The 20,403-nt window shown below is 70.4% G+C and carries 16 protein-coding genes; 2 read left to right on the top strand and 14 right to left on the bottom strand.

What is annotated here, in order from left to right:
* Nucleotides 1–26 precede the first annotated feature (26 nt).
* From ASC99_RS23910 to ASC99_RS23890, 5 genes are all read right to left on the bottom strand, one after another.
* Entirely contained in the window at nt 27–842 is an 816-nt protein-coding gene (locus ASC99_RS23910; RefSeq protein WP_157531708.1) for an alpha/beta fold hydrolase, read from the bottom strand.
* A gap of 87 nt (nt 843–929) precedes the next feature.
* Complete coding sequence (locus ASC99_RS23905) at nt 930–2,276, bottom strand: glycoside hydrolase family 43 protein (protein WP_057235458.1); 1,347 nt, start codon at nt 2,274–2,276, stop codon at nt 930–932.
* A gap of 77 nt (nt 2,277–2,353) precedes the next feature.
* The gene (locus ASC99_RS23900) at nt 2,354–3,796 is read right to left on the bottom strand and encodes a family 43 glycosylhydrolase (RefSeq protein ID WP_057235456.1); all 1,443 of its coding nucleotides are present in this window, start codon (nt 3,794–3,796) and stop codon (nt 2,354–2,356) included.
* Between the two features lie 11 nt (nt 3,797–3,807).
* On the bottom strand, nt 3,808–5,286 hold the full coding sequence (locus ASC99_RS23895; protein WP_057235453.1) for a family 43 glycosylhydrolase: 1,479 nt from the start codon (nt 5,284–5,286) through the stop codon (nt 3,808–3,810).
* A 355-nt stretch (nt 5,287–5,641) separates the two neighbouring features.
* Nucleotides 5,642–6,746, bottom strand: a 1,105-nt coding sequence (locus ASC99_RS23890) for an MFS transporter (RefSeq protein WP_235583107.1), incomplete at its 3' end; no start/stop codon positions are given.
* Nucleotides 6,747–6,835: 89 nt separating this feature from the next.
* Between ASC99_RS23890 and ASC99_RS23885 the strand changes: the two genes are divergently transcribed.
* Nucleotides 6,836–7,816 carry an ArsR family transcriptional regulator gene (locus ASC99_RS23885; protein WP_057235446.1) on the top strand — a complete coding sequence of 327 codons (981 nt, stop codon included), beginning with the start codon at nt 6,836–6,838 and terminating at the stop codon, nt 7,814–7,816.
* 9 nt (nt 7,817–7,825) lie between these two features.
* On the opposite strand, the gene ASC99_RS23880 is transcribed toward ASC99_RS23885, so the two are convergent.
* The 9 genes from ASC99_RS23880 to ASC99_RS23840 all read right to left on the bottom strand — a co-directional run bounded on the left by ASC99_RS23880 (nt 7,826) and on the right by ASC99_RS23840 (nt 18,960).
* Entirely contained in the window at nt 7,826–8,896 is a 1,071-nt protein-coding gene (locus ASC99_RS23880) for an aldose epimerase family protein (protein ID WP_057235443.1), read from the bottom strand.
* A 93-nt stretch (nt 8,897–8,989) separates the two neighbouring features.
* Nucleotides 8,990–10,492 carry an L-arabinose isomerase gene (araA, locus tag ASC99_RS23875; RefSeq protein ID WP_057235440.1) on the bottom strand — a complete coding sequence of 501 codons (1,503 nt, stop codon included), beginning with the start codon at nt 10,490–10,492 and terminating at the stop codon, nt 8,990–8,992.
* Nucleotides 10,489–11,169, bottom strand: a complete 681-nt coding sequence (locus tag ASC99_RS23870) for an L-ribulose-5-phosphate 4-epimerase (protein WP_057235437.1) — start codon at nt 11,167–11,169, stop codon at nt 10,489–10,491. The genes araA and ASC99_RS23870 overlap by 4 nt, the downstream gene beginning before the upstream one ends.
* Nucleotides 11,166–12,860, bottom strand: coding sequence for a ribulokinase (locus tag ASC99_RS23865; RefSeq protein ID WP_057235434.1), 1,695 nt, complete (start codon nt 12,858–12,860; stop codon nt 11,166–11,168). Before ASC99_RS23865 ends, ASC99_RS23870 begins: the two co-directional genes overlap by 4 nt.
* A gap of 200 nt (nt 12,861–13,060) precedes the next feature.
* The gene (gene yjfF / locus ASC99_RS23860) at nt 13,061–14,047 is read right to left on the bottom strand and encodes a galactofuranose ABC transporter, permease protein YjfF (RefSeq protein ID WP_157531707.1); all 987 of its coding nucleotides are present in this window, start codon (nt 14,045–14,047) and stop codon (nt 13,061–13,063) included.
* Nucleotides 14,044–15,093: an ABC transporter permease gene (locus ASC99_RS23855; protein ID WP_057235430.1), complete on the bottom strand. Its 1,050-nt coding sequence runs from the start codon at nt 15,091–15,093 to the stop codon at nt 14,044–14,046. The genes yjfF and ASC99_RS23855 overlap by 4 nt, the downstream gene beginning before the upstream one ends.
* Nucleotides 15,090–16,601, bottom strand: coding sequence for a sugar ABC transporter ATP-binding protein (locus ASC99_RS23850; protein ID WP_057235427.1), 1,512 nt, complete (start codon nt 16,599–16,601; stop codon nt 15,090–15,092). Before ASC99_RS23850 ends, ASC99_RS23855 begins: the two co-directional genes overlap by 4 nt.
* 70 nt (nt 16,602–16,671) lie before the next feature.
* A complete protein-coding gene (locus ASC99_RS23845) occupies nt 16,672–17,658 on the bottom strand; it encodes an ABC transporter substrate-binding protein (RefSeq protein ID WP_057235424.1) in 987 nt (328 codons plus the stop codon).
* Between the two features lie 309 nt (nt 17,659–17,967).
* Entirely contained in the window at nt 17,968–18,960 is a 993-nt protein-coding gene (locus tag ASC99_RS23840) for a LacI family DNA-binding transcriptional regulator (RefSeq protein ID WP_057235590.1), read from the bottom strand.
* Between the two features lie 539 nt (nt 18,961–19,499).
* Here ASC99_RS23840 and ASC99_RS23835 point away from each other — a divergent pair.
* Nucleotides 19,500–19,844, top strand: a complete 345-nt coding sequence (locus ASC99_RS23835; RefSeq protein ID WP_157543726.1) for a hypothetical protein — start codon at nt 19,500–19,502, stop codon at nt 19,842–19,844.
* Nucleotides 19,845–20,403: the final 559 nt, after the last annotated feature.

Raw genomic sequence — 20,403 nt, 5'->3', positions numbered from 1 at the left:
CGGAGATCCGGCCTGCCGTCTTGCGGTCACCCCCGCCCCGGGCCCGCCCCGGCCGCCTCGACGATCACCTCGGCGATCCGCGCGGGCTGCTCCACCAGCGCCATGTGCCCCGCGTCCGGCACCGTGACCATCGTGACCCGGGAGCACGCCCGCAACCCCTGGAGTTCCTCCTCAGCCAGCCCGATCTCGTCGCGGTCGCCGCGCACCACCCACGCCGGCACCCCCGAGTCGCACAGCCGGGCGACCAGGGACCCGTGCCGGTCCAGGTACTCGTAGTAGCGCCGCACACTCCGGCGACAGAACCTCGGATCGTTCCGGCCGAGGTCCGCCGCCAACACGTCCGCGCGCTCCGGCGGGAGCTCGCGCTTCATCGCCCTCGGCAAGGTCTTCATCATCGCCGCCCACGCCAGCGGGCCCAGGCCCGGCACCCGGCCCACGTGGTCCATCACCTCCAGGAACTTCGCCTCGTCCCGGCGGGAGAACGTCGGCGACAGCAGCACCACCGGCCCCGAGAACACCCCGGCCGCCGCCATCTCGATCGCCACGTTCGCTCCCATGCTGTGCCCCACCAGCACGTCGCAGCCCGCCTCGGCGGCGAACTCCCCCATCAGCCTGGCGTAGTTCTCCATCGTCAGATCCTCCGGCGGCGGGGTCCGCCCGAACCCCGGCAGCGTCACCGCCACCATGCCGAGCCCGGCATCCGCCAGCGCGGGCTCGGCCATCAGATCCGCGTAGAACTCCGTCGTACACATCCCGCCCGGAAGCATCAGCACCCGACGCCCGGCCCCCTCCGGCCCGGCCCTCCGGATGTCCCAGCCCGCGCGCCCACTCTCCGTGCTCATGTGCCACAGCCTGATCCCCCCGCCCGGCCCAGGCAATCACCCTGCTCCGGACGCGGTGTGTCGCCGACCGTCACGGCGGGATCAGCATCAGGCCCAGGGGCTGACCACCTGGAAGGAGCTGTCGGCGCGGAAGGTGTCGCTGTCCTGGTAGACGTCGGCCCGCAGCTCGTAGTTGTAGTGGCGCAGGTAGCGCCCGGGGTAGTTGTAGGACTCCAGCGAGACCGAGCCGGCCGCCGAGCCGGGGCGGGCGCAGTAGGTGGCGTCGCCCCGGAAGGCGGTGCTGCCGTCGTTGCTGTCGAGCCGGAGCTTGAAGTCCCAGTGGCGCAGGTAGCGGCCGTCGGCGGCGCGCAGCGAGTAGCAGTTGGCGTCGGCCAGGCCGGGCACCACCGTCACGGTGGCGTCCTGCTTGACGGTGGCGCTGCTGGCGGTGGTCACCGGGTCGAGGTAGCCGAGGCCGCTGCGCGAACTGACGTACCGTCCGGGGTAGTTCACGGACTGCAGCGAACGGGTGGTGTTGACCGGCAGCGTGGCGCCCCCGGCGACGGTCTCCTTCAGCACGGTGAAGTGCCGGGCGAAACCGGTGAGTCCGGGCAGTTCGGTCGGCGTGGACCAGGTGGCGAGTCCGTCGTAGCTGTCGCTGTAGTAGTACTTGTGCGCGCTGTAGCCGTCGTAGTAGATCCGCCAGCCGCCGTTGTCGAGCTGCACCAGCGCCGGGCCCTCCACCCAGTTGCCCCAGCCGGACCAGTTCCCGGTACCGGTGATCGTGTACGGGCCGCCGAGGCTGCTCGAGGTGGCGTGCTCCAGGTACTTGGTGGTCTCGTTCTTGGTGATCGCGTGGTAGGTCGAGCCGATCTTCACCACGAAGGTGTCGATGTGGTTCCCCGTGATCCCGGCCAGCGCCGTCGGCGAACTCCACGACGTGAGCGCCGAGTTGGTCGCCGTCAGCCGGTACGGCTGGAAGTCCGCGCCCGAGGCCGAGGTGGAGAGCGAGACGATCACGTTGACGCTGCCGTCGGTGTCCACGTGCCACTCGGGCGCCCAAGTGCGCTGCAGGCCGGCCAGCGGGATGGTGTGGTTGCCGAGGAAGGTCCAGTTCACCCGGTCGGTGCTGGAGGCGAAGCCGATGGTGTCGCCGGACCAGTTCGTGGTGTACGTGATGTAGTACTTGCCGTCGGTGTGCCGGATGATGCTCGGGTCGCGGATCAGGCCCGAAGGCGGCGTGTACGCCGAGGACTTGACCAGCCGGTAGCCGGTGCCGTCCGGGGAGTCGTAGACGTACATGTTGGACTCGCTGGTGTTGGTGAACGCGGTCATCGTGTACCGCGTCGCCGAGCCGGCCGGGGGCGCGGCGGCTTCGGCCCCGCCGACGGGCAGGCCCGCGAGGACGAAGGTGGCTGCGAGCGTGGCCGCGAGGCGGCGAAGGGTTCCTGACAAGGTGTCTACTCCATCGGAGACAGGTCCGGCCGTACCCGCAGAGGTTGGGGGAGGGCACGGCCGGACGTAATGGGGGGCTACTGCTGGTAGAACGTCGCGTCGGCCTTGGCGACCGTGGTGCTCACCGCCTGCACCTGGAGCAGGTAGTCGTAGTGCCGCACGTACCGGCCCGGCAGGCTGTACGACTCGTAGGAGACGCCCGCCGCGTCGGCGAGACCGGCCCGCTGGTAGAAGCTGGCGCTGTCCTTGAACGCGGTGGTGCCGTCGTTCTTCTCCACCCAGACCTCGCCGTTGCTGCGCGAGTGCAGGTAGTAGCCCGGGAAGTTGGCGGACTCCAGCGACACCGTGCCGGAGCCGGCGAGACCCGTGACCGTGCGGAACTGCGAGTCGGCCAGGTTGGCGACGTCCGCGTCCAGCCGGGCCCGGTACTCCCAGTGGCGGATGTACCGGTCGGGGTAGTTGTACGAGGACAGCCGCACCGGCGTCGTCCCGTCCGCCACCGGGATACCGAAGTTGGGCGTGCCGTCGGAGTTCCAGTACAGCTTCTGCACCCGGGTCCGGCGGTTCGGGTCGTTCAGCGGGTCGCCGGTGATGTCCTTGTAGCCCCGGTCGTGGTAGACGAGGATGTCGCTCTTGCCGTCCTCGGAGGTGGTGAACTGGTTGTGCCCGGGGCCGTACTGGGAGGTCGCCGCGTTGCTGGTGAAGACCGGGGTCGCGGTCTTGGCCCAGGAGGCCGGGTTGGTCAGGTCACTGCTCGCCGAAGCCGTGAGCAGGCCGAGGCAGTAGTTGCTGTCGGTGGCGGCGGCGGAGAAGGTCATGAAGACCTTCCCGCCGTGCTGGATCACCGCGGGGCCCTCGTTGACCTTGTAGCCGACCGTCTCCCAGGCGTACGTCGGCACGGTCAGCCGGGCCGGAGTCCCGCTGATGGTCCAGGGGTTGGCGAGCTTGGCGATGTAGACGTTGGAGTTGGTCGCGATCGCCGGGTCCTTCTGGGCCCAGCTCAGGTAGCGGGTGCCGTTGACCACGAAGGTGGTGGCGTCCAGCGCGAAACTGTCCATCGGGGTGGCGATCTGGCCCTTCTCGGTCCAACCGCCGGTGACCGGGTTGGCGGCCGAGCTCTCCAGCACGTACATCCGGATCTTCCACTGGTCGGCGGAGTCCCCGGCTGCGAAGTAGACGTACCACTTGCCGTCGATGAAGTGGATCTCCGGCGCCCAGATGTGGTTGGCCATCGCGCCGCTCGCGTGCTTGGTCCAGATCACCGTCTCCGGCGCGGTGGCCAGGCCCTGGATGCTGGTGGCCCGGCGCAGGATGATCCGGTCGTACTCCGGGGCGGTGGCCGTGAAGTAGTAGTAGCCGTCGGTGTGCTTGTAGATCTGCGCGTCGGCACGCTGGCTGATCAGGGTGTTGCTGTACGAGACGGCCGGCGAGGCAGGGGTGGCTGCCTGCGCGGGGGCCACCGGCAGCATCAGCGCGGCCAGCACGGCGGCACCGACCGCCAGCGAACGGGTCTTCGTCATGGCTCTTCTCCTCAGTTCGCGGTGAGCTGCCACTGCTGGCAGGCGTTGTTCAACCAGGTCCACTGCCGGACGTCGGCGCCGTCGGCCGTACCGCAGTTGGCGACATCGGCGACCTTGCCGCTGCTCGCGTTCACCAGCCGGACCCAGCCGCCGGAGTCGCTGATCACCAGCCGGAACCGCTGGCAGCTGTTGTTCAGCCACGACCACTGCCGCAGATCGGCACCGTCGGCGCCGGAACAGTCCGCCAGATCCAGCACCTTGCCGCTCGCGACGTTCACCAGCCGGCTGGTGTCGTCCGCCTGGTCCTCCACCCGCCACTTCTGAGCAGCCGCACCGTTGCAGGTGAACTGCCGCACGTTCGCCCCGTCGGCCGACGAACCGTCCACCAGGTCAAGGCACTTTCCACTGTTCCGGTTCACCAGGGAGTAGCTCGTCGGCGTCGCCGCCGTCTCCCCCGACGGGCCGGACAGCGTCACACCCGCTCCGACCGGCACCCCGAAGTTCGGCGTACCGTCCGCGTTCCAGGTGAACTTCTGCGCCCGGGTGGTCCGGTTGTTGTCGCAGCCGCCACTCGCCGAGTTGTTGGCGTGGTAGACGATCCAGTCCTCGGTCCCGTCGGGTGACTTGAAGAACCCGTTGTGCCCCGGTCCGTACACCCCCGCCGCATCGTTGCGCTGGAACACCGGCGTCGACCTCTTCGTCCAGGACGAGGCCAACAGCGGGTTGCTGCCGGTCAGTTCCAGCTGGCCGAGCTTGTAGTCGGGTGTGGTGCAGTAGCTCCCGGAGTACACGATGAAGGTCTTGCCGTCGTGATACAGCGGCTCCGGGCCCTCGTTGACGGCCGCGCCGGACTTCTCCCAGCTGTACGTCGGCGTCGAGATGACGCTCAGCGCACCACTCACCGTGTACGGGTTGCTCATCGGCGCGATCACCAGGTTCTGCGTGCCGCCGCTGAAGGCGCTGCCGAGCAGGTAGAGCGCGCTGCCGACCTTGAGCACGCTGCCGTCGATCAGCCAGGTGTCGTTACCTGGTGCTCCCAGGTCGTTCTTGAAGGTGTACGGGCCCATCGGGTCGGTGCCGGCGCTCTCCGCGACGTGCATCCGCTGGGTGGAGTTGTAGTCCGCGATGCCCTGGCCGGCGACGTAGTACAGGTACCACTTCCCGTTCAGAAGGTGGATCTCCGGGGCCCAGATGTTGCAACACCGGTTCGGGTTGGTGTCCTTGAAGATCTGCACGCTCGGGGCGGTCGCCAGCCCGGCCAGGGTCGGCGACTTGCGCATGGTGATCTCGGACGACCAGGAGGTGGTCACCAGGTAGTAGTTGCCGTTGTAGTACTCCAGCCAAGGGTCCGCCCCCTTCTGGGACTTGACCGGGTTGGTGTACGCGCGCCCGGCGGCGGCGGTGGCCGGCTGCCCGGCGAAGGTCAGGCTGCTGCCGATCAGCGCCACCAGCGCGAACAGCAGCGCGAGCCACGGACGAGTACGGGTCACTGAGGGTCCCTTCCGGACGTTCGCACCGCGCGGGGGGACGCGGAGCGGCTCTCCCGCGGGCACAGGGTGCTCTCCGTCAAAGGCGGGGCGGGGCGCGGCTGTTCGGCGCGAGGGCTCGTGGATTCCGCCGACACCCCGCCGTTCGTCTCGACCGCGTGTCGAGAATGTTAACGCTCACAGTCGATCAGTCAAGGCACTGGACGGTCTCGGTCGGATCACCTCGCCACCGGCCTGGGGCACGGCACTAGGTGGCGGGCCAGAGCCGACGCACCGATGGGGCGTGGGACTCGTCTCGTCCCACGCCCCATCAGGGGTGTGTCGTGCACCGTAAGGGCGCGCAAAGGGTGCCCTACGNCGAGCGCCGCGACGAGCACGCACACGCCCCACCACCCGGCCCGGCCGTACACCCTGACCCCGAGCCAGGACCCCGCACTGCCACCCAGGTACGCGCAGGTCATGTAGGCGGTGTTCAACCGACTGCGCGCGTCGGGGCGGAGGCTGAAGACCCGCGCCAGATTGGCCACCATCCCGCACTGCATCGCCACGTCGAGCAGCAGCGTGCCGACCGTCAGTGCGGTCAGCCCCACTGCACCGCCTGAGCCGCCCGCGGCGAGAACCGCGGCCGCGAGCACCACCCCGAGCAGGCAGACCAGGTTCACCGGATCGGGCCCCTTGCGGTCCACCAGCCGCCCGGCGAGCGGAGTGCAGAGCATGGTGGCCGCGCCGACCAGGGCGAGCATCCCCACCGCCTGGCTGCCGAAGTCGTAGGCCGGACCGGTGAGCAGTAGCGCCAGGCAGGTCCACACGGCCGAGAACCCCGCGAAGACCGTCGCCTGGTAGCAGCAGGAACGCCGCAGTTCCGGCTCGGTGCGCAGCAACCGCAGCGACCCGGTCAGCAACACCCGGTACGGCTCTCGCGACGACGCGGAGGTCCGCGGCAGCGTGCAGGCCAGGACAGCCGCCAGCAGGAGGACCACGACACCGGCCACCAGGTAGGGGGCCCGCCACCCCAGCCACTCACCGAGGGCCCCGCTGAAGGTGCGGGCCAGCAGCATGCCGCCGATCGACCCGCTCAGCAGGGTGCCGGTCACCTCCCCCCGGCGATCGCCCGCCACCAGGCCGGCCGCCAGCGGGCCGATGACCGGCGCGGCCACGGTGGTGGTCCCGACGAGCAGGCCGGCGGCGACCAGGAGCGGCAGCGTGGGCGCGCATCCCGCCGCGAGCAGGCCGAGCCCGGTGAGGGCGAGCAGGGTGACCAGGAACGGCCGATGCGGCAGCCGGTCGCCGAGCGGCACCAGCAGGAACATCCCGGCGGTGTAGCCGATCTGAGTGGCCGTCACCGTCAGGGAGGCTGAATCGGCGGACACGTGCAGGGCGGTGGCGACCAGGGGGCTGATCGCCTGCGGGAAGTAGACGGTACCCACCGCCACGGCACAGGTCACGGCCAGCAGCAGGAGCATCCGTCGGCTCAACTCGGGAGCTGTCTCTGTCATGCCCGGAAGTTCACGACATCCGCGTCCCGCCGCCAACCGATGTAGCGTGTGACTTAATGATCAGCTTCGTGCTCGGCGTCGAGGACCTTGCGGACACCCGGTTCGCGCTCTCGCCGCTGAGCGAGACCGTCTTCAGCCTGCGGGTGCTGCGCGACCCGGGTCTCTCCGCCCTGCACCTGCCATGGCGCAGATCCGTCCTCGGCCGGCTGGGCGGGCTCGACCTGGACGTGGACCTGCTGATGTCGCTGGTGGCGCAGCGGCGCACTCTCCCCGACTTCCTGACCCCCCGTCCGGCCTGCTTCGCCCCCGCCTTCGAAGACGAACTGGCCGTGGTGGGCGCGACCTCTCCGGACCGGGTGCGCCGCGATCTGCTGGCCGCCCACGCACCCGATCCGCTCCCCGCGGCCCTGTCCGGCGCCACCGCCACCACCGAGGCACCGGTCATCGAGCTCCGTGACACCGTCTGCGAGCTCCTGCGGCGCTACTGGGAGATCGCCGTGGAGCCGGCCTGGCCCCGGATGCGGCTGCTGCTGGAAGCCGACATGACCTACCGCGCACGGCAGTTGGCCGTGGGCGGCGCCCGTCTGCTGTTCGCCGGCATGCACCCCAACCTGCACTGGCAGGACGGTGTGCTGCGGATCGAGAAGATGATCAGCAGTCACGAGGTCACCGCGTCCGGTCGCGGACTGCTCCTGGTGCCCTCCGTCTTCGCTCACCAGCCCGCTCCCCCGGTCGGCCCGGGGGAGGCGCCGGTACTGGTGTACCCCAGCCGTGGCGTGGCGACCTTGTGGACCGCGACGACGACCGCCGGCTCCGCTGATCTGGTGTCACTTCTCGGCGCGGCGAGGGCGCGGCTGCTCGTTCTCCTCGAGGAGCCGCTGCCCACCACCGAGATCGCTCGCCGGTTCCGGGTCACGCCCAGTGCCGTGTCCCAGCATCTGCGCGTCCTGCACGCCACCGGCCTGCTGACCCGGGCGCGCGACGGACGGCAGGTCCTGTACCGCCGCAGCACGCTCGGCGACCAGCTGGTCGGCTGAACGGGCGCGTCACGCCGCCGACAGCCGGTAGACCGTGGTCGACCGGTACCGCTCCCCCGGGCGCAGGACGGTGGAGGGGTAGTCGGGGAAGTGCGGCGAGTCCGGGAAGTGCTGGGTCTCCAGCGCGATGCCCGCGTACCGGCGGTACGGGCTGCCGCCAGGGCCGGTCAGCCCGCCGTCGAAGTGGTTGCCGGTGTAGACCTGCAGGCCGGGCTCGGTGGTCAGGCAGTCCAACCGCCGGCCGGAGCCCGGGTGGAACAGCGTGGCCGCCTGCCGCAGCCCCTCTCCCGGCCGGAGCACCCAGTTGTGGTCGAACCCGTCCCCGGCCAGCCAGATCTGCGGGTGCGCCGCCGAGACCCGCCCGCCCAGGCCGGTCGGCGCGGTGAGGTCGAACGGCGTCCCCGTGACCGGTTCGGGCGCCCCGAACGGGATCAACTCCCGGTCCACCGGCAGGTACTGGTCCGCCGCCACCTGAAGCAGGTGGTCCAGCACCATCCCGCTGCCCTCGCCGCCCAGGTTGAAGTAGGCGTGGTTGGTCAGGTTCACCACGGTCGGGGCATCGGTGACCGCCTCGTACGAGACCGTCAGCTCACCTGCGCCGTCCAGCAGGTACGTCACCGTCACGTCCAGCGCACCGGGGAAGCCCTGGTCACCGTCCGCGCTGTGCAACGTCAGCCGGACGCCCACCCGGCCGGCGTCCCGCACCTGCTCCCCGCCCCACAGTCGGGTGGCGAAGCCGTCCGGGCCGCCGTGCAGGGTGTGGCCGTTCGGCTGGGTGGCGAGCCGGTGCACGGCCCCGTCCAGTAGCAGCTCGCCGCCCGCGATCCGGTTGCCGTAGCGGCCCACGGTGGCGCCGAAGTACGCCGCTTCGCCGAGTAGTTCAGCGGTCGAGGTGCCACCGAGCACCACGTTGGCCCGTCGGCCGTCCCGGTCCGGGGCGTGCAGCGACTGCAGGCGGGCGCCGAGGCTCAGCACCTCCGCCGTGACACCGCCCGCCGTGCCGAAGACCCAGCGGTCGATGGTTCGGCCGTCCGGCAGCTCGCCTGCCGGGTGGTGCTGGATGGTCAGGTCACCGGTCATCGCGCGGCGCTCCGTTCGTGAGGTCAATACGTGTGGGGCGGCACCCGTGCGGGTGCCGCCCCAGCGGGCTTAGACCGACCGGCAATTGGGGGCTCAGAAGCCCTGCGCCAGGCGGTGGTACGCCTGGTTCCAGCGCAGCTCCTTGGTGAGCTGACGGATGGTGGTGTCGGCGTCGATCAGCACCAGTTCGGTGGAGAGCATCTCGGCCAGGTCGTCCAGTTCCTCCGCGCCCAGCGCGCTGCTGAGCACGGTGTGGTGCGGCGCACCCGCGGCCAGCCAGGCCTCGGCCGAGGTCCGGAAGTCGGGCCGGGGCTGCCAGACCGCGCGGGCCACCGGAAGGCTGGGCAGCGGGGCGGCGGGCTCGACCACGTCGATCTCGTTGGCCACCAGCCGGAACCGGTCGCCCATGTCGGCCAGGCCGACCACCACGGCCGGGCCGGGCGCGGCGTCGAAGACCAGCCGGACCGGGTCCTCCCGGCCGCCGATGCCGAGCGGGTGGATCTCGCAGGACGGGGTGGCGGCGGCGATGCTCGGGCAGACCTCCAGCATGTGCGCACCGAGGATCAACTCCCGCCCGGGCTCCAGGTGGTAGGTGTAGTCCTCCATGAAGGAGGTGCCACCCTCCAGGCCGTTGGCCATCACCTTGAGGGTGCGCAGCAGCACGGACGTCTTCCAGTCGCCCTCGCCGCCGAAGCCGTACCCGTCGGCCATCAGGCGCTGGACGGCCAGGCCGGGCAGCTGGCGCAGCCCGCCGAGGTCCTCGAAGTTGGTGGTGAAGGCGCGGAAGCCGCCCTCCTCCAGGAAGCTGCGCAGGCCGAGCTCGATCCGGGCGGCGTACCGCAGCGAGTCGTGCCGCTCGCCGCCCAGACGCAGCTCGGGGGCGAGCCGGTAGAGCTCCTCGTACTCCTTGACCAGATCGCTGATCTCGGCGTCACCGGTCGCGTCGACCACGTCGACCAGGTCGTTGACGCCGTAGGTGTTGACCGAGACGCCGAACCGCCGCTGCGCCTCGACCTTGTCGCCCTCGGTCACCGCGACGTCGCGCATGTTGTCGCCGAACCGGGCGAGCTTGAGCTGGGAGAGCTCGGCGCGGCCTGCGGCGGCCCGGGCCCAGGACGCCACCCGACGGACCACCGAGGGGTCACTGACGTGCCCGGCGACGGTCTTGCGGGCGACGCCGAGACGGGACTGGATGTGGCCGAACTCGCGGTCGCCGTGGGCGGCCTGGTTCAGGTTCATGAAGTCCATGTCGATGGTGCCCCAGGGCAGTTCGACGTTGGCCTGGGTGTGCAGGTGGAGCAGCGGCTTGCGCAGGGCGTCCAGCCCGGCGATCCACATCTTGGCCGGCGAGAAGGTGTGCATCCAGGCGATCAGGCCGACGCACTCGTCCGCCGAGTTGGCGTCCAGGCACATCCGCCGGATCGCGCTCGCGTCGGTCAGCACGGGCTTCCAGACCACCTTGACCGGGAGGCCGGAGGCGCCCAGGGTCTCGGCGATCTGCTGGGACTGTTCGGCCACCTGACGGAGCGTGTCCTCGCCGTAGAGGCCCTGGCTGCCGGTCAGGAACCAGATCTCGCGGCCTTCGGTCGACTTCATGCGTGGGTCTCCTTGACTGACTGCTGGCCGTACACGTTCTGGTACCGGAAGTTGAGGCTGTCGATGTCGCTCTGCGCGATCGGCAGCGGTTCGCCGAGCTGGCGGGAGATGTGCACGGTGCGGGCGACGTCCTCGCACATCACGGCGGCCTTGACGGCGGCCTTGGCGTCCTTGCCGATGGTGAAGACGCCGTGACTCTTCATCAGCACGGCGGGCGAGCGGTGGCCGCGCAGGGTCTCCACGATGCCGCGCCCGATCGAGTCGTCACCGATCAGCGCGAACGGGCCGATCGGGATCTCGGCGCCGAACTCGTCGGCCATCGCGGTGAGTACGCACGGGACGGCCTCGCCCCGGGCGGCCCAGGCGCAGGCGTACGTGGAGTGGGTGTGCACCACTCCCCCGACCTCGGGCATGTGGCGGTAGACGTAGGCGTGCGCGGCGGTGTCGGAGGACGGCGAGTGCGCGCCCTCGATCACCGTGCCGTCGAGGTCGCACAGGATCATGTTCTCGGGCGTCAGCTCGTCGTACGAGACGCCGCTGGGCTTGATCACCATCAGGTTCTCGCCGGGGACCCGGGCGGAGACGTTGCCTGCCGTCCAGACCACCAGCTGGTAGCGGACCAACTCCTGGTGCAGGTCGCTGACCTGGCGTCGGAGCAGCTGGATGAGGTCGGTCATGAGGCCTCGCCAATCTGGGTGAGTGCGGTGTTGCGGATGCGGCGCAGCCGGTGCAGCTGCTTGTCGGCGCCGGTGCCGAAGTGCCGGTGCAGTTCGGCGTACTCGGCGAACAGCGCGTCGTAGGCGTCGGCCCGCTCGGGGTCCGGCAGGTACGCGCTCCGTTCCACCCGGCCCATCGCGGCGGCGGCGGTCCGGACGTCGGGGTGGGCCCCGGCGGCGACGGCGGCGTGGATGGCGGAGCCGAGCGCCGGGCCCTGGGCGGAGGCGGCGAGCGAGACCGGGCGGCGCAGCACGTCGGCGTAGATCTGCATCAGCAGGGCGTTCTTCTTCAGCCCGCCGGTGACGATGAACTCGGTGACGGGCACGCCGCCCTGCTCCAACGCCTCGACGATGGTACGGGTGCCGTAGGCGGTGGACTCGAGCAGCGCGCGGTAGATCTCCTCCGGCCGGGTGGCCAGGGTCAGGCCGACGATCACACCGGAGAGGTGGTGGTCCACCAGGGTGGAGCGGTTGCCGTTCAGCCAGTCCAGCGCAACCAGTCCGTGCCCGCCGACCGGCTGGCCGGCGGCCTTGTCGGTGAGCAGCTGGTGGGCGTCCAAGCCGGCCGCCTCGGCCTCGGCCAGGTAGTCGGCAGGCAGGCCCTGGCGCAGCCACCAGGCGAAGATGTCGCCGACCGCACTCTGCCCGGCCTCGTAGCCGTAGGCGCCCTGGACGATACCGCCCTCAACCACGCCGCAGATGCCGGGGACGTCGGCCAGGGTGGCGCCGTTGACCACGTGGCAGGTGGAGGTGCCCATGATGGCGAGGAGCTGGCCGTTCTCGACGGCCTGGGCTGCGGGCGCGGCGACGTGGGCGTCCACATTGCCCGCGGCGACCGCGATGCCCTCGGGCAGGCCGGTCCAGCCGGCCGCCTCGGGGTTAAGCGATCCGACCCGGGAGCCGAGTTGGGCGAGCGGGTGCTCCAGGCGGGTCCGGGCGAAGTCGGCGAAGTCGGGGTGCAGGGCGGCGAGATAGTCCTCGGAGGGGTAACTGCCGTCCTGGAGGATGCCCTTGTAGCCGGCCGTACAGGTGTTGCGGCTCTCGGCACCGGTGAGCTGCCAGACGATCCAGTCGGCGGCCTCGATCCACCGTTCGGTGGCCGCGTAGACCGCCGGGTCCTCCTCCAGCAGCTGGAGGGCCTTGGCGAACTGCCACTCGGCGGAGATCTTCCCGCCGTAGCGGCTGATCCACTTCTCCCCGCGCTGGTGCGCCAGCTCGTTGATCCGGTCGGCCTGCCCCTGGGCCGCGTGGTGCTTCCACAACTTCGGCCAGGCATGCGGGCGTTCGGCCAGCTCGGTCTCGGCCAGCGGGGTGCCGTCGGCCCGCACGGGGAGCACGGTGCAGGCGGTGAAGTCGGTGGCGATGCCGATCACGGCGGCCGGGTCGACGCCGCTCGCGGCCAGCGCGGCGGGGACGGCGGTGCGCAGCACCTCGCGCCAGTCCTCGGGGTGCTGGAGTGCCCAGTCGGGGGGCAACAGGGCGTCAGTGCCGGGCAGTCGGTGCTCGATCACACCGTGCGGGTACTCGTGGACGGCGGTGCCGAGCTCCTCGCCGTCGCGTACCCGCACCACCACGGCGCGGCCGGACAGGGTACCGAAGTCGACGCCGACGACGTAGCGCTCCGGGGCCTCGGGGGAAGAGGGCACGTTCACGTCCTTCTGGGAAGTTCTTGGAGAGTTGGTCTTGCACTGGGTACTGGTTCCGGCCGCCGGGCGGGTCCGCGACGGTGCGGGCCCGGCGGCCGGTCCGCCGNNNCCGCCGTTCCGGGGAAACTCCTGGGAACGGGGCCGCGTTGCTGGGCGACCGAAGCGGGTGGGCCGGTCCAGCGAGCGGAGACTGTGTGCGTTGGTTACTAGGTGCGCCGACGGGACGTCAGCACCCGCTGGAGCAGGATGAAGACGAACAGCAGGGCGCCGATCACGATCCTGGTCCACCACGAGCTGAGCGTGCCCTGGAAGCTGATCACGGTCTGGATCAGGCCGAGCACCAGCACACCCAGCACGGTGCCGAGCAGGTAGCCGGTGCCACCGGTGAGCAGCGTGCCGCCGATCACCACGGCGGCGATCGCGTCCAGCTCCAGCCCCACCGCGTGCAGGCCGTAGCCGGAGAGCATGTAGAAGGTCATCAGCACGCCGCCGAGCGCCGAGCAGAAGCCGCTCACGCCGTACACGCCGATCTTCGTCCGGGACACCGGCAGCCCCATCAGCACCGAGGACTGCTCGCTGCCGCCGAGCGCGTACACGTTCCGGCCGAAGCGGCTGTAGTGCAGCACCACGAACGCCGCCACGACCGCCAGCACGGCGATCAGCACGCTCGGCGAGATGAACAACTCGCCCAGCGGGATGCGGGTCTGGGCCATCGAGGTGTACGTCGGGTCGGTGATCGAGATCGAGTCGATGCTGATCGTGTAGCAGAGGCCGCGGGCCAGGAACATGCCGGCCAGCGTGACGATGAACGGCTGGATCTCGAAGGTGTGGATCACCCAGCCCATCGCCAGGCCCGCCCCGGTGCCGATCGCCAGCACCAGCGGGATCACCAACAGTGGTGGCCAGCCGTGCAGTTGGACCAGCCAGGCGGAGATCATGGTGGACAGTGCGACCATCGCGCCGACCGAGAGGTCGATGCCGCCGGTCAGGATCACGAAGGTCATCCCGACCGCGACCACCAGCAGGAAGGCGTTGTCGATCAGCAGGTTGAGCAGCACCTGACCGGAGAGGAAACCGTCGTAACTCACCGACCCGGCGGCGAACATCACCACCAGCAGGACGGAGGTGACCAGCATCGGGATCTGGCCCCGGCCGCGCCGGGTCAGCGTGGACAGGACGGTGTCGGTGCTCATGCGCCGACCTCCAGCTTCTTCGATGCCACCGGCCGGTTGCCGTGCCGCGCGCCGGACTTGCGGCGGGCGGCCTTGGCCCGGAACACCGGCGACTGGACCAGACAGACGGCGATCACCACGACGGCCTTGAAGACCAGGGTGGTCTCCGGCGGGATGCCGATGGTGTAGACGGTGGTGGACAGGGTCTGGATGACCAGTGCGCCGAGCACCGTGCCGCCGAGCGAGAACCGCCCGCCGTTCAGCGAGGTGCCGCCGACCACCACCGCGAGGATGGCGTCCAACTCGATCCAGAGCCCGGCGTTGTTGCCGTCCGCCGCCGAGACGTTGGAGCTGATCATCAGCCCGGCCAGCGCCGCACAGAGCGCGCTGACCACGTAGACCAGCCCGATCAGACCGGCCGCCCGGATGCCGACCAGCCGGCTGGCCACCGGGTTGCCGCCGACCGACTCGAGCAGCAGCCCGAGCGCGGTGCGCCGGGTGAGCATCGAGGCGAACAGCACCACGGCGGCGGCCAGCAGGATCGAGAACGGCACGGTGAGCCAGTACCCGCCGCCGATCAGCTTGAAGGGCTCGCTGGTGACGGTGATGATCTGACCGTCCGTGATGAGCTGGGCCACGCCGCGCCCGGCGACCATCAGGATCAGGGTGGCGATGATCGGCTGTACCCCGATCCGGGCCACCAGCACACCGTTGGCGGCGCCGAGCAGCAGCGCCACGCCGAGCGCGATCGCCACCGCCGTCAGCACCGTGCCGACGCTGCCCGGGTCGTCGGACTCGCTGATGTGCAGGCAGGCCAGCGCTGCCGCGATGGCCACGGTGGAACCGACCGAGAGGTCGATCCCGCCGGTGGCGATCACCAGCGTCATGCCGAGCGCGACCAGGATCAGCGGCGAGCCGAAGTGCAGGATGTCGATCAGGCTCCCGTACAGGTGCCCGTCCCTGAGCCGGATCGCGAAGAAGTCGGGGGTGAACGCCAGGTTGGCGAGCAGCAGTGCGATCAGCACCACGGCGGGCCAGAACAGGCGGTGTCCGGTCACCAGCTTCATGAGGTGGCTCCGCTCGCGATGGTCGACATGATCCGCTCCGGGGTGAGCGTGCCGTCGTTGCGCAGCTCGGCCACCAACCGGTGGTCGCGCAGCACCCCGACCCGGTGGCTGAGGCGCAGCACCTCCTCCAGCTCGGCCGAGATGAACAGCACCGACATACCGTCACCGGCCAGCTTGGCGACCAGTTTCTGGATCTGGGTCTTGGCACCGATGTCGATGCCCCGGGTCGGCTCGTCCAGGATCAGCAGCTTGGGGTCGGTGATCAGCCAGCGCGCCAGCAGCACCTTCTGCTGGTTGCCGCCGCTGAGGTTGCGGATCAGCGCCTCGGGGTTGTTCGGGCGGATGTCCAGGGCCCGGATCCAGCGGATCGCCAGCTCGTCCTGGGCCGCGCGGGAGAGCGGTCGGGTCCAGCCGCGCGCGGCCTGCAGGGCCAGCACGATGTTCTCCCGGACCGTCAGTTCTCCGACCAGGCCCTCGGTCTTGCGGTTCTCCGAGCAGAACGCGATGCCGTGCCCGATCGCGGACCGGGGGCTGCGCAGCGCCGTGACGGCGCCGTCGATCTTCACGGTCCCCTGGTCGCTCTGGTCCGCACCGAACAGCAGCCGGGCCGCCTCGGTCCGACCGGAGCCCAACAGGCCCGCCAGGCCGACCACTTCACCGGGCCGGATCGCCAGGTCGTACGGCTCCACCGCACCCCGGCGGCCGAGGCCCTCGGCGCGCAGGAAGGAGGTGCCGGTGGGCTCGGTGCGGGTGGCGTCGGCGAGTTCGGCCAGACCGGTCAGCTCGCCGCCGATCATCTGGGCGACCAGCTGGGTCTGGTTCAGCTCGCTGGTCAGGTACTCGCCCTCCTGGCGGCCACCGCGCAGGATGGTCAGCCGGTCGCAGATCTCGTAGATCTGGTCCAGGAAGTGCGAGACGAACAGGATCGCCACGCCCTGGTCGCGCAGCCGGCGCAGCACGGTGAAGAGCTGGCGGACCTCGTCGCGGTCCAGGCTGGAGGTCGGCTCGTCCAGGATCAGGACCTTGGCCTGCACGTCCACCGCGCGGACGATCGCGACCAGTTGCTGGACGGCGATCGAGTGGCTGTTCAGCGGGGCGGTGACGTCGATGTCCAGGTCGAGCGCGGCCACCGACGCGGCGGCCCTGCGCCGGAGTTCGGCCCAGTGGATCAGACCGAACCGGCGGGGCTCGCGGCCGATGAAGATGTTCTCCGCGACCGAGAGGTTCGGGCAGAGGTTGACCTCCTGGTAGACGGTGCTGATGCCGGCCTGCTGGGCCTCCAGCGGACCGCCGATCCGTACCGTCTGCCCGGCCAGGCTGACCTCGCCGCCGTCCGACTCGTACACGCCGGTGAGCACCTTGATCAGGGTGGACTTGCCCGCGCCGTTCTCGCCCATCAGCGCGTGCACCTCGCCGGGGAAGAGTCGGAAGTCGACCCCGTCCAGTGCCACCACGCCGGGGAACTCCTTGCGGATCCCCCGTACTTCCAGGACCGGTTGCGCTCGCACCCGCTCCTCCTCTCGTGGTCGGTGAGGTGGGCGGCCGTCCGCCGACGGCCGCCCACCTCACCGGGCTGGGTCAGTACTGACGGGTCGGCAGCGCGGCGGCTGCCTGGTCCATGGTGAAGACGCCCTCGACGGTCTTGATCCGGCGCTCGACGGTCTCGCCCTTCTTGACCTTCTTGATCAGCTCCATGAGCTGGTCACCGAGCAGCGGGTTGCACTCGACCACGACGTTGATCTTGCTCGCGGCCATCGCGGTGAAGGCGTCCTTGACACCGTCCACCGAGATGATCTTGATGTCCTTGCCGGGCGTCTTGCCGGCCTCCTCGATCGCCTGGATCGCGCCGAGCGCCATGTCGTCGTTGTGCGCGTAGAGCACGTCGATCTTCGGCTGGGACTTCAGGAAGGCCTGCATGACCTCCTTGCCCTTGGCCCGGGTGAAGTCACCGGTCTGCGAGGCGACCACCTTGAACTTCGCGTCGCCCTTGATGACGTCGCCGAAGCCGGACTTGCGGTCGTTCGCCGGGGCGGAGCCGGTGGTGCCCTGGAGCTCGACGATGTTCACCGGCTCGGTCTTGCCCTGGTACTCCTTGACCAGCCAGTCGCCGGCCTTCTTGCCCTCCTCGACGAAGTCGGAGCCGAGGAAGGTGGCGTACAGCGACTCGTCCTTGGAGTCCACCGCACGGTCCGTCAGGACGACCGGGATCTTGGCGTCCTTGGCCTCCTTGAGCACCGTGTCCCAGCCGGACTCGACCACCGGCGAGAAGGCGATGACGTCCACCTTCTGCTGGATGAACGAGCGGATCGCCTTGATCTGGTTCTCCTGCTTCTGCTGCGCATCGGAGAACTTGAGGGTGATCCCGGCCTTCTTCGCCGCATCCTGGACCGACTTGGTGTTGGCGGTGCGCCAGCCGCTCTCCGCACCGACCTGGGAGAAACCGACGGTGAGCGCCTTGTCGCCGCTGCCGCCCGCCTTGTCTCCCGAGCCGCCGCCGGAACCACAGGCGGTGAGGGCGACGGCCATCGCGGTGGCGACCAGGGCCACCGCAGCTCTCTTGGACATGTTGGGGGTTCCTCTCGGGTGGGGGCGATGCAGGGTGCGGCCGGGGGCGATGCGCGACCCGAGCACGAAAGGGTGGGGCCACCACCGGCGCCCCTCGGTGAACGGGGGATGCCGGTGATGTTTCGTCTGAGTGAGATTGTTAACGCTAACAATTGGCCGAGGCAAGGGCCCAGCGACCAGTTACCCAATCTTGACCAGCCCCGCCGCCCAGGGCCGCGGCAGCCCGAAGCCCACCGGCCCGGGTCCTGTCGATTCCGGGCAGGCGTCAGCCCGCTGCGGCGGAGCAGCCGCAGCGGGATCGACCAGGCGTCAGCGGCGGGTGGCGAACGGGCCGCTGCTGCGGCGCAGCACCAGCTCCGCCGAGATCAGTACGTGCTCGCGGGCGTGCCCGACACCGGCGACCGCGTCGACCAGCAGCCCCAGGGCCCGGCGGCCCAGCTCCCCGAAGTCCTGCCGGACGGTGGTCAGCGGCGGGGTGAAGTACGCCGCCTCGTGGATGTCGTCGAAGCCCACCACCGAGATGTCCCCCGGGATCGACCGGCCCGCCTCGTGCAGGGCCCGCAGCAGTCCGAGCGCCATGTGGTCGTTCGCGCAGAACACCGCACTGACCTCGGGATCCTCGGCCAGCCGCAGCCCGGCCTGGTAGCCCGACCGGGCACTCCAGTCACCGCTGTGCACCTCCGGCGCCTGGGCACCGGCTGCTTCCAGCGTCTGCCGCCAGCCGGCCTGCCGGTCCTGGCTCTCCAACCAGCCGCTCGGCCCGCCCAGGTGATGGACGGTCCGGTGGCCGAGGTCCAGCAGGTGCCGGGTCGCCGCCGCGGCGCCTGCCTGGTTGTCGACCGACACCATCGGCACCCGGGCCTGGTTCCCCGAACCGACCGCGACCACCGGCACCGAACTGGACAGCTTGGCCACCGCGCTGACCGCCGAGATCTGCGGGGCGATCACCACCACACCCTCGACGCCCTGGTCGCGCAGCCGGTCCACCGCCTCCTGCACCGAGCGGCTGTCCAGCGAGCGCAGGCTCGCGACGCTGACGAAGTACCCGGCGCTGCGGGCGGCCTGCTCGATCCCGTCCAACATCGAGGCCGGACCGTACAGGGTGCTGTCGAAGCTGACCACACCGAGCGTCTGGGACCGCTTGGTGACCAGCGCCCGGGCTGCCGAGTTCGGCCGGTAGTCCAACTCCCGGATCGCGGCCAGCACCCGGTCCCGGGTGTCGGGGCGGACGTGCGGCGCACCGTTGAGCACCCGCGAGACGGTCTGGTGCGACACCCCGGCGAGCTTCGCCACGTCCGCCATCACCGGCTGCCGGAGCTCGGCACTGTCGGTCCCCACGAATGGCCCCCTAGGTTTCCTGATGGCGTTCAGCAGAGCGTACTTCTTGTTCACGCTCACAGACCGTACTGGCCCACCCCGGACCTGCACGACCGGCCCGCTTCTTCCCTGCCACCGGCCGTGGACACCTGCACCCGCGCCCCGTTCGGCCATCGCTCCGCAGACCGCGGGCCTCTCGCACAATCCCGTCGGGGCCGGCCCGCCCGGCACGCACGCGCTCAACATCGTCGACGAGCACGGAGAACGCGCACCCGGCGCACCTGCCGCAGACAGCAGGAACGATCTTCACCGGCCGGCCGTCGGCAGCGTTCGGAGAAAGTGCGCGAGGTCTGCGGAGACACCCTCACCAACCTGATCATCAGCACGCAGAGCCACTCCGGTCACACTGCCCCGAATCAATATTGAACACGTTCAAAGTATCTGCCAGGATGGCATCACTCGATGTCGGCCGGGCAACACGGCGGCAGCCGATCGGCTGTCACGTACCCCTGCCGTCCCAACAATTGGGAGCGTACGACGTGATCTTCGCCCTGATCTTCTTCCTGGCTGCCGGAGTGCTCATCACGGCGGGACCGGCCGCCGTGCTCGGTCTGGTCACCGGCCTGCTGACCGCCAAGCTGGCAGTGCCCGTGCGGATCGGCCTGCTCCTGCTGGTGGCCTCGGGTCAGACGGCGGTGTGGGCGCTCCTGCTCCCCTCCGGCTACCTGATACCGGCCGTCGCCTTCCTGGTCGGCCTGGCCACACTCGCCTCGGGGGCCGGCGGCGTGGCATGGTCCACCCGCCGGGCCCAGGCGACCGGGTACTTTCCTCCCGGCCCGCCGGCCTGGCCCTACGCCTCGGCCGGGTAAGCCGGGCGGCCGCAGCTGTCGGATCCGCCGGACGACCAGCCGAACCCGGGCCACAACTCCCGGCCACGCGGCTCCACTTCAGGCTCACCCACCGCACTGGCCCACCCCGGACCTGCACCGGCCGGCTCGCGACCTCTCGCCGTCCGGTCTCTTGACCCGATCGGCCGACGGCTGCGGCGTACGGCGACTGCGGCGCAGACTGCGCCGACCTGCGTCGGCCGAGGCCAGGACGCAGGGACACCTGCGGTTCGGTGAGACGTCGGCGCCACGGCTTCCCCGGAAACCGCCGAACTCCACCTGACCAAGGGCACCCCACCGCTGCGCATCGCGCGCACCGCGACCAGCCCCGTCGGCGTCATCGTCAAGATCAACGACACCCGGTAGTGCGCAGACAAGTTCGAGCTCACCCACGCCATCACACGCCACCCTTCCGCCGAACGCCCGCCCACTCCATCCGGAGCTCTCTGAGACCGTGTTTGAGATCTGCCGTGTCCCGTGGCTGGCGGGGTCGTTGAGCCGTGCGTGAGTGGTTCCGGGGGCGGGTATCCGTCGGATCTGA

Origin of the sequence: Kitasatospora sp. Root107, assembly GCF_001424875.1 — a bacterium.
In the GTDB taxonomy this organism is placed as follows: domain Bacteria; phylum Actinomycetota; class Actinomycetes; order Streptomycetales; family Streptomycetaceae; genus Kitasatospora.
This window is presented reverse-complemented; position numbering and strand designations above follow the sequence as displayed.

Excerpts from the sequence above, each read along its gene's own strand:
- ASC99_RS23910 (WP_157531708.1), bottom strand. The coding sequence starts at position 842 with ATGAGCACGGAGAGTGGGCGCGCGGGCTGGGACATCCGGAGGGCCGGG.
- ASC99_RS23900 (WP_057235456.1), bottom strand. The coding sequence starts at position 3,796 with ATGACGAAGACCCGTTCGCTGGCGGTCGGTGCCGCCGTGCTGGCCGCG.
- ASC99_RS23885 (WP_057235446.1), top strand. The coding sequence starts at position 6,836 with ATGATCAGCTTCGTGCTCGGCGTCGAGGACCTTGCGGACACCCGGTTC.
- ASC99_RS23880 (WP_057235443.1), bottom strand. The coding sequence starts at position 8,896 with ATGACCGGTGACCTGACCATCCAGCACCACCCGGCAGGCGAGCTGCCG.
- araA (WP_057235440.1), bottom strand. The coding sequence starts at position 10,492 with ATGAAGTCGACCGAAGGCCGCGAGATCTGGTTCCTGACCGGCAGCCAG.
- ASC99_RS23870 (WP_057235437.1), bottom strand. The coding sequence starts at position 11,169 with ATGACCGACCTCATCCAGCTGCTCCGACGCCAGGTCAGCGACCTGCAC.
- yjfF (WP_157531707.1), bottom strand. The coding sequence starts at position 14,047 with ATGAGCACCGACACCGTCCTGTCCACGCTGACCCGGCGCGGCCGGGGC.
- ASC99_RS23855 (WP_057235430.1), bottom strand. The coding sequence starts at position 15,093 with ATGAAGCTGGTGACCGGACACCGCCTGTTCTGGCCCGCCGTGGTGCTG.
- ASC99_RS23845 (WP_057235424.1), bottom strand. The coding sequence starts at position 17,658 with ATGTCCAAGAGAGCTGCGGTGGCCCTGGTCGCCACCGCGATGGCCGTC.
- ASC99_RS23840 (WP_057235590.1), bottom strand. The coding sequence starts at position 18,960 with ATGGCGGACGTGGCGAAGCTCGCCGGGGTGTCGCACCAGACCGTCTCG.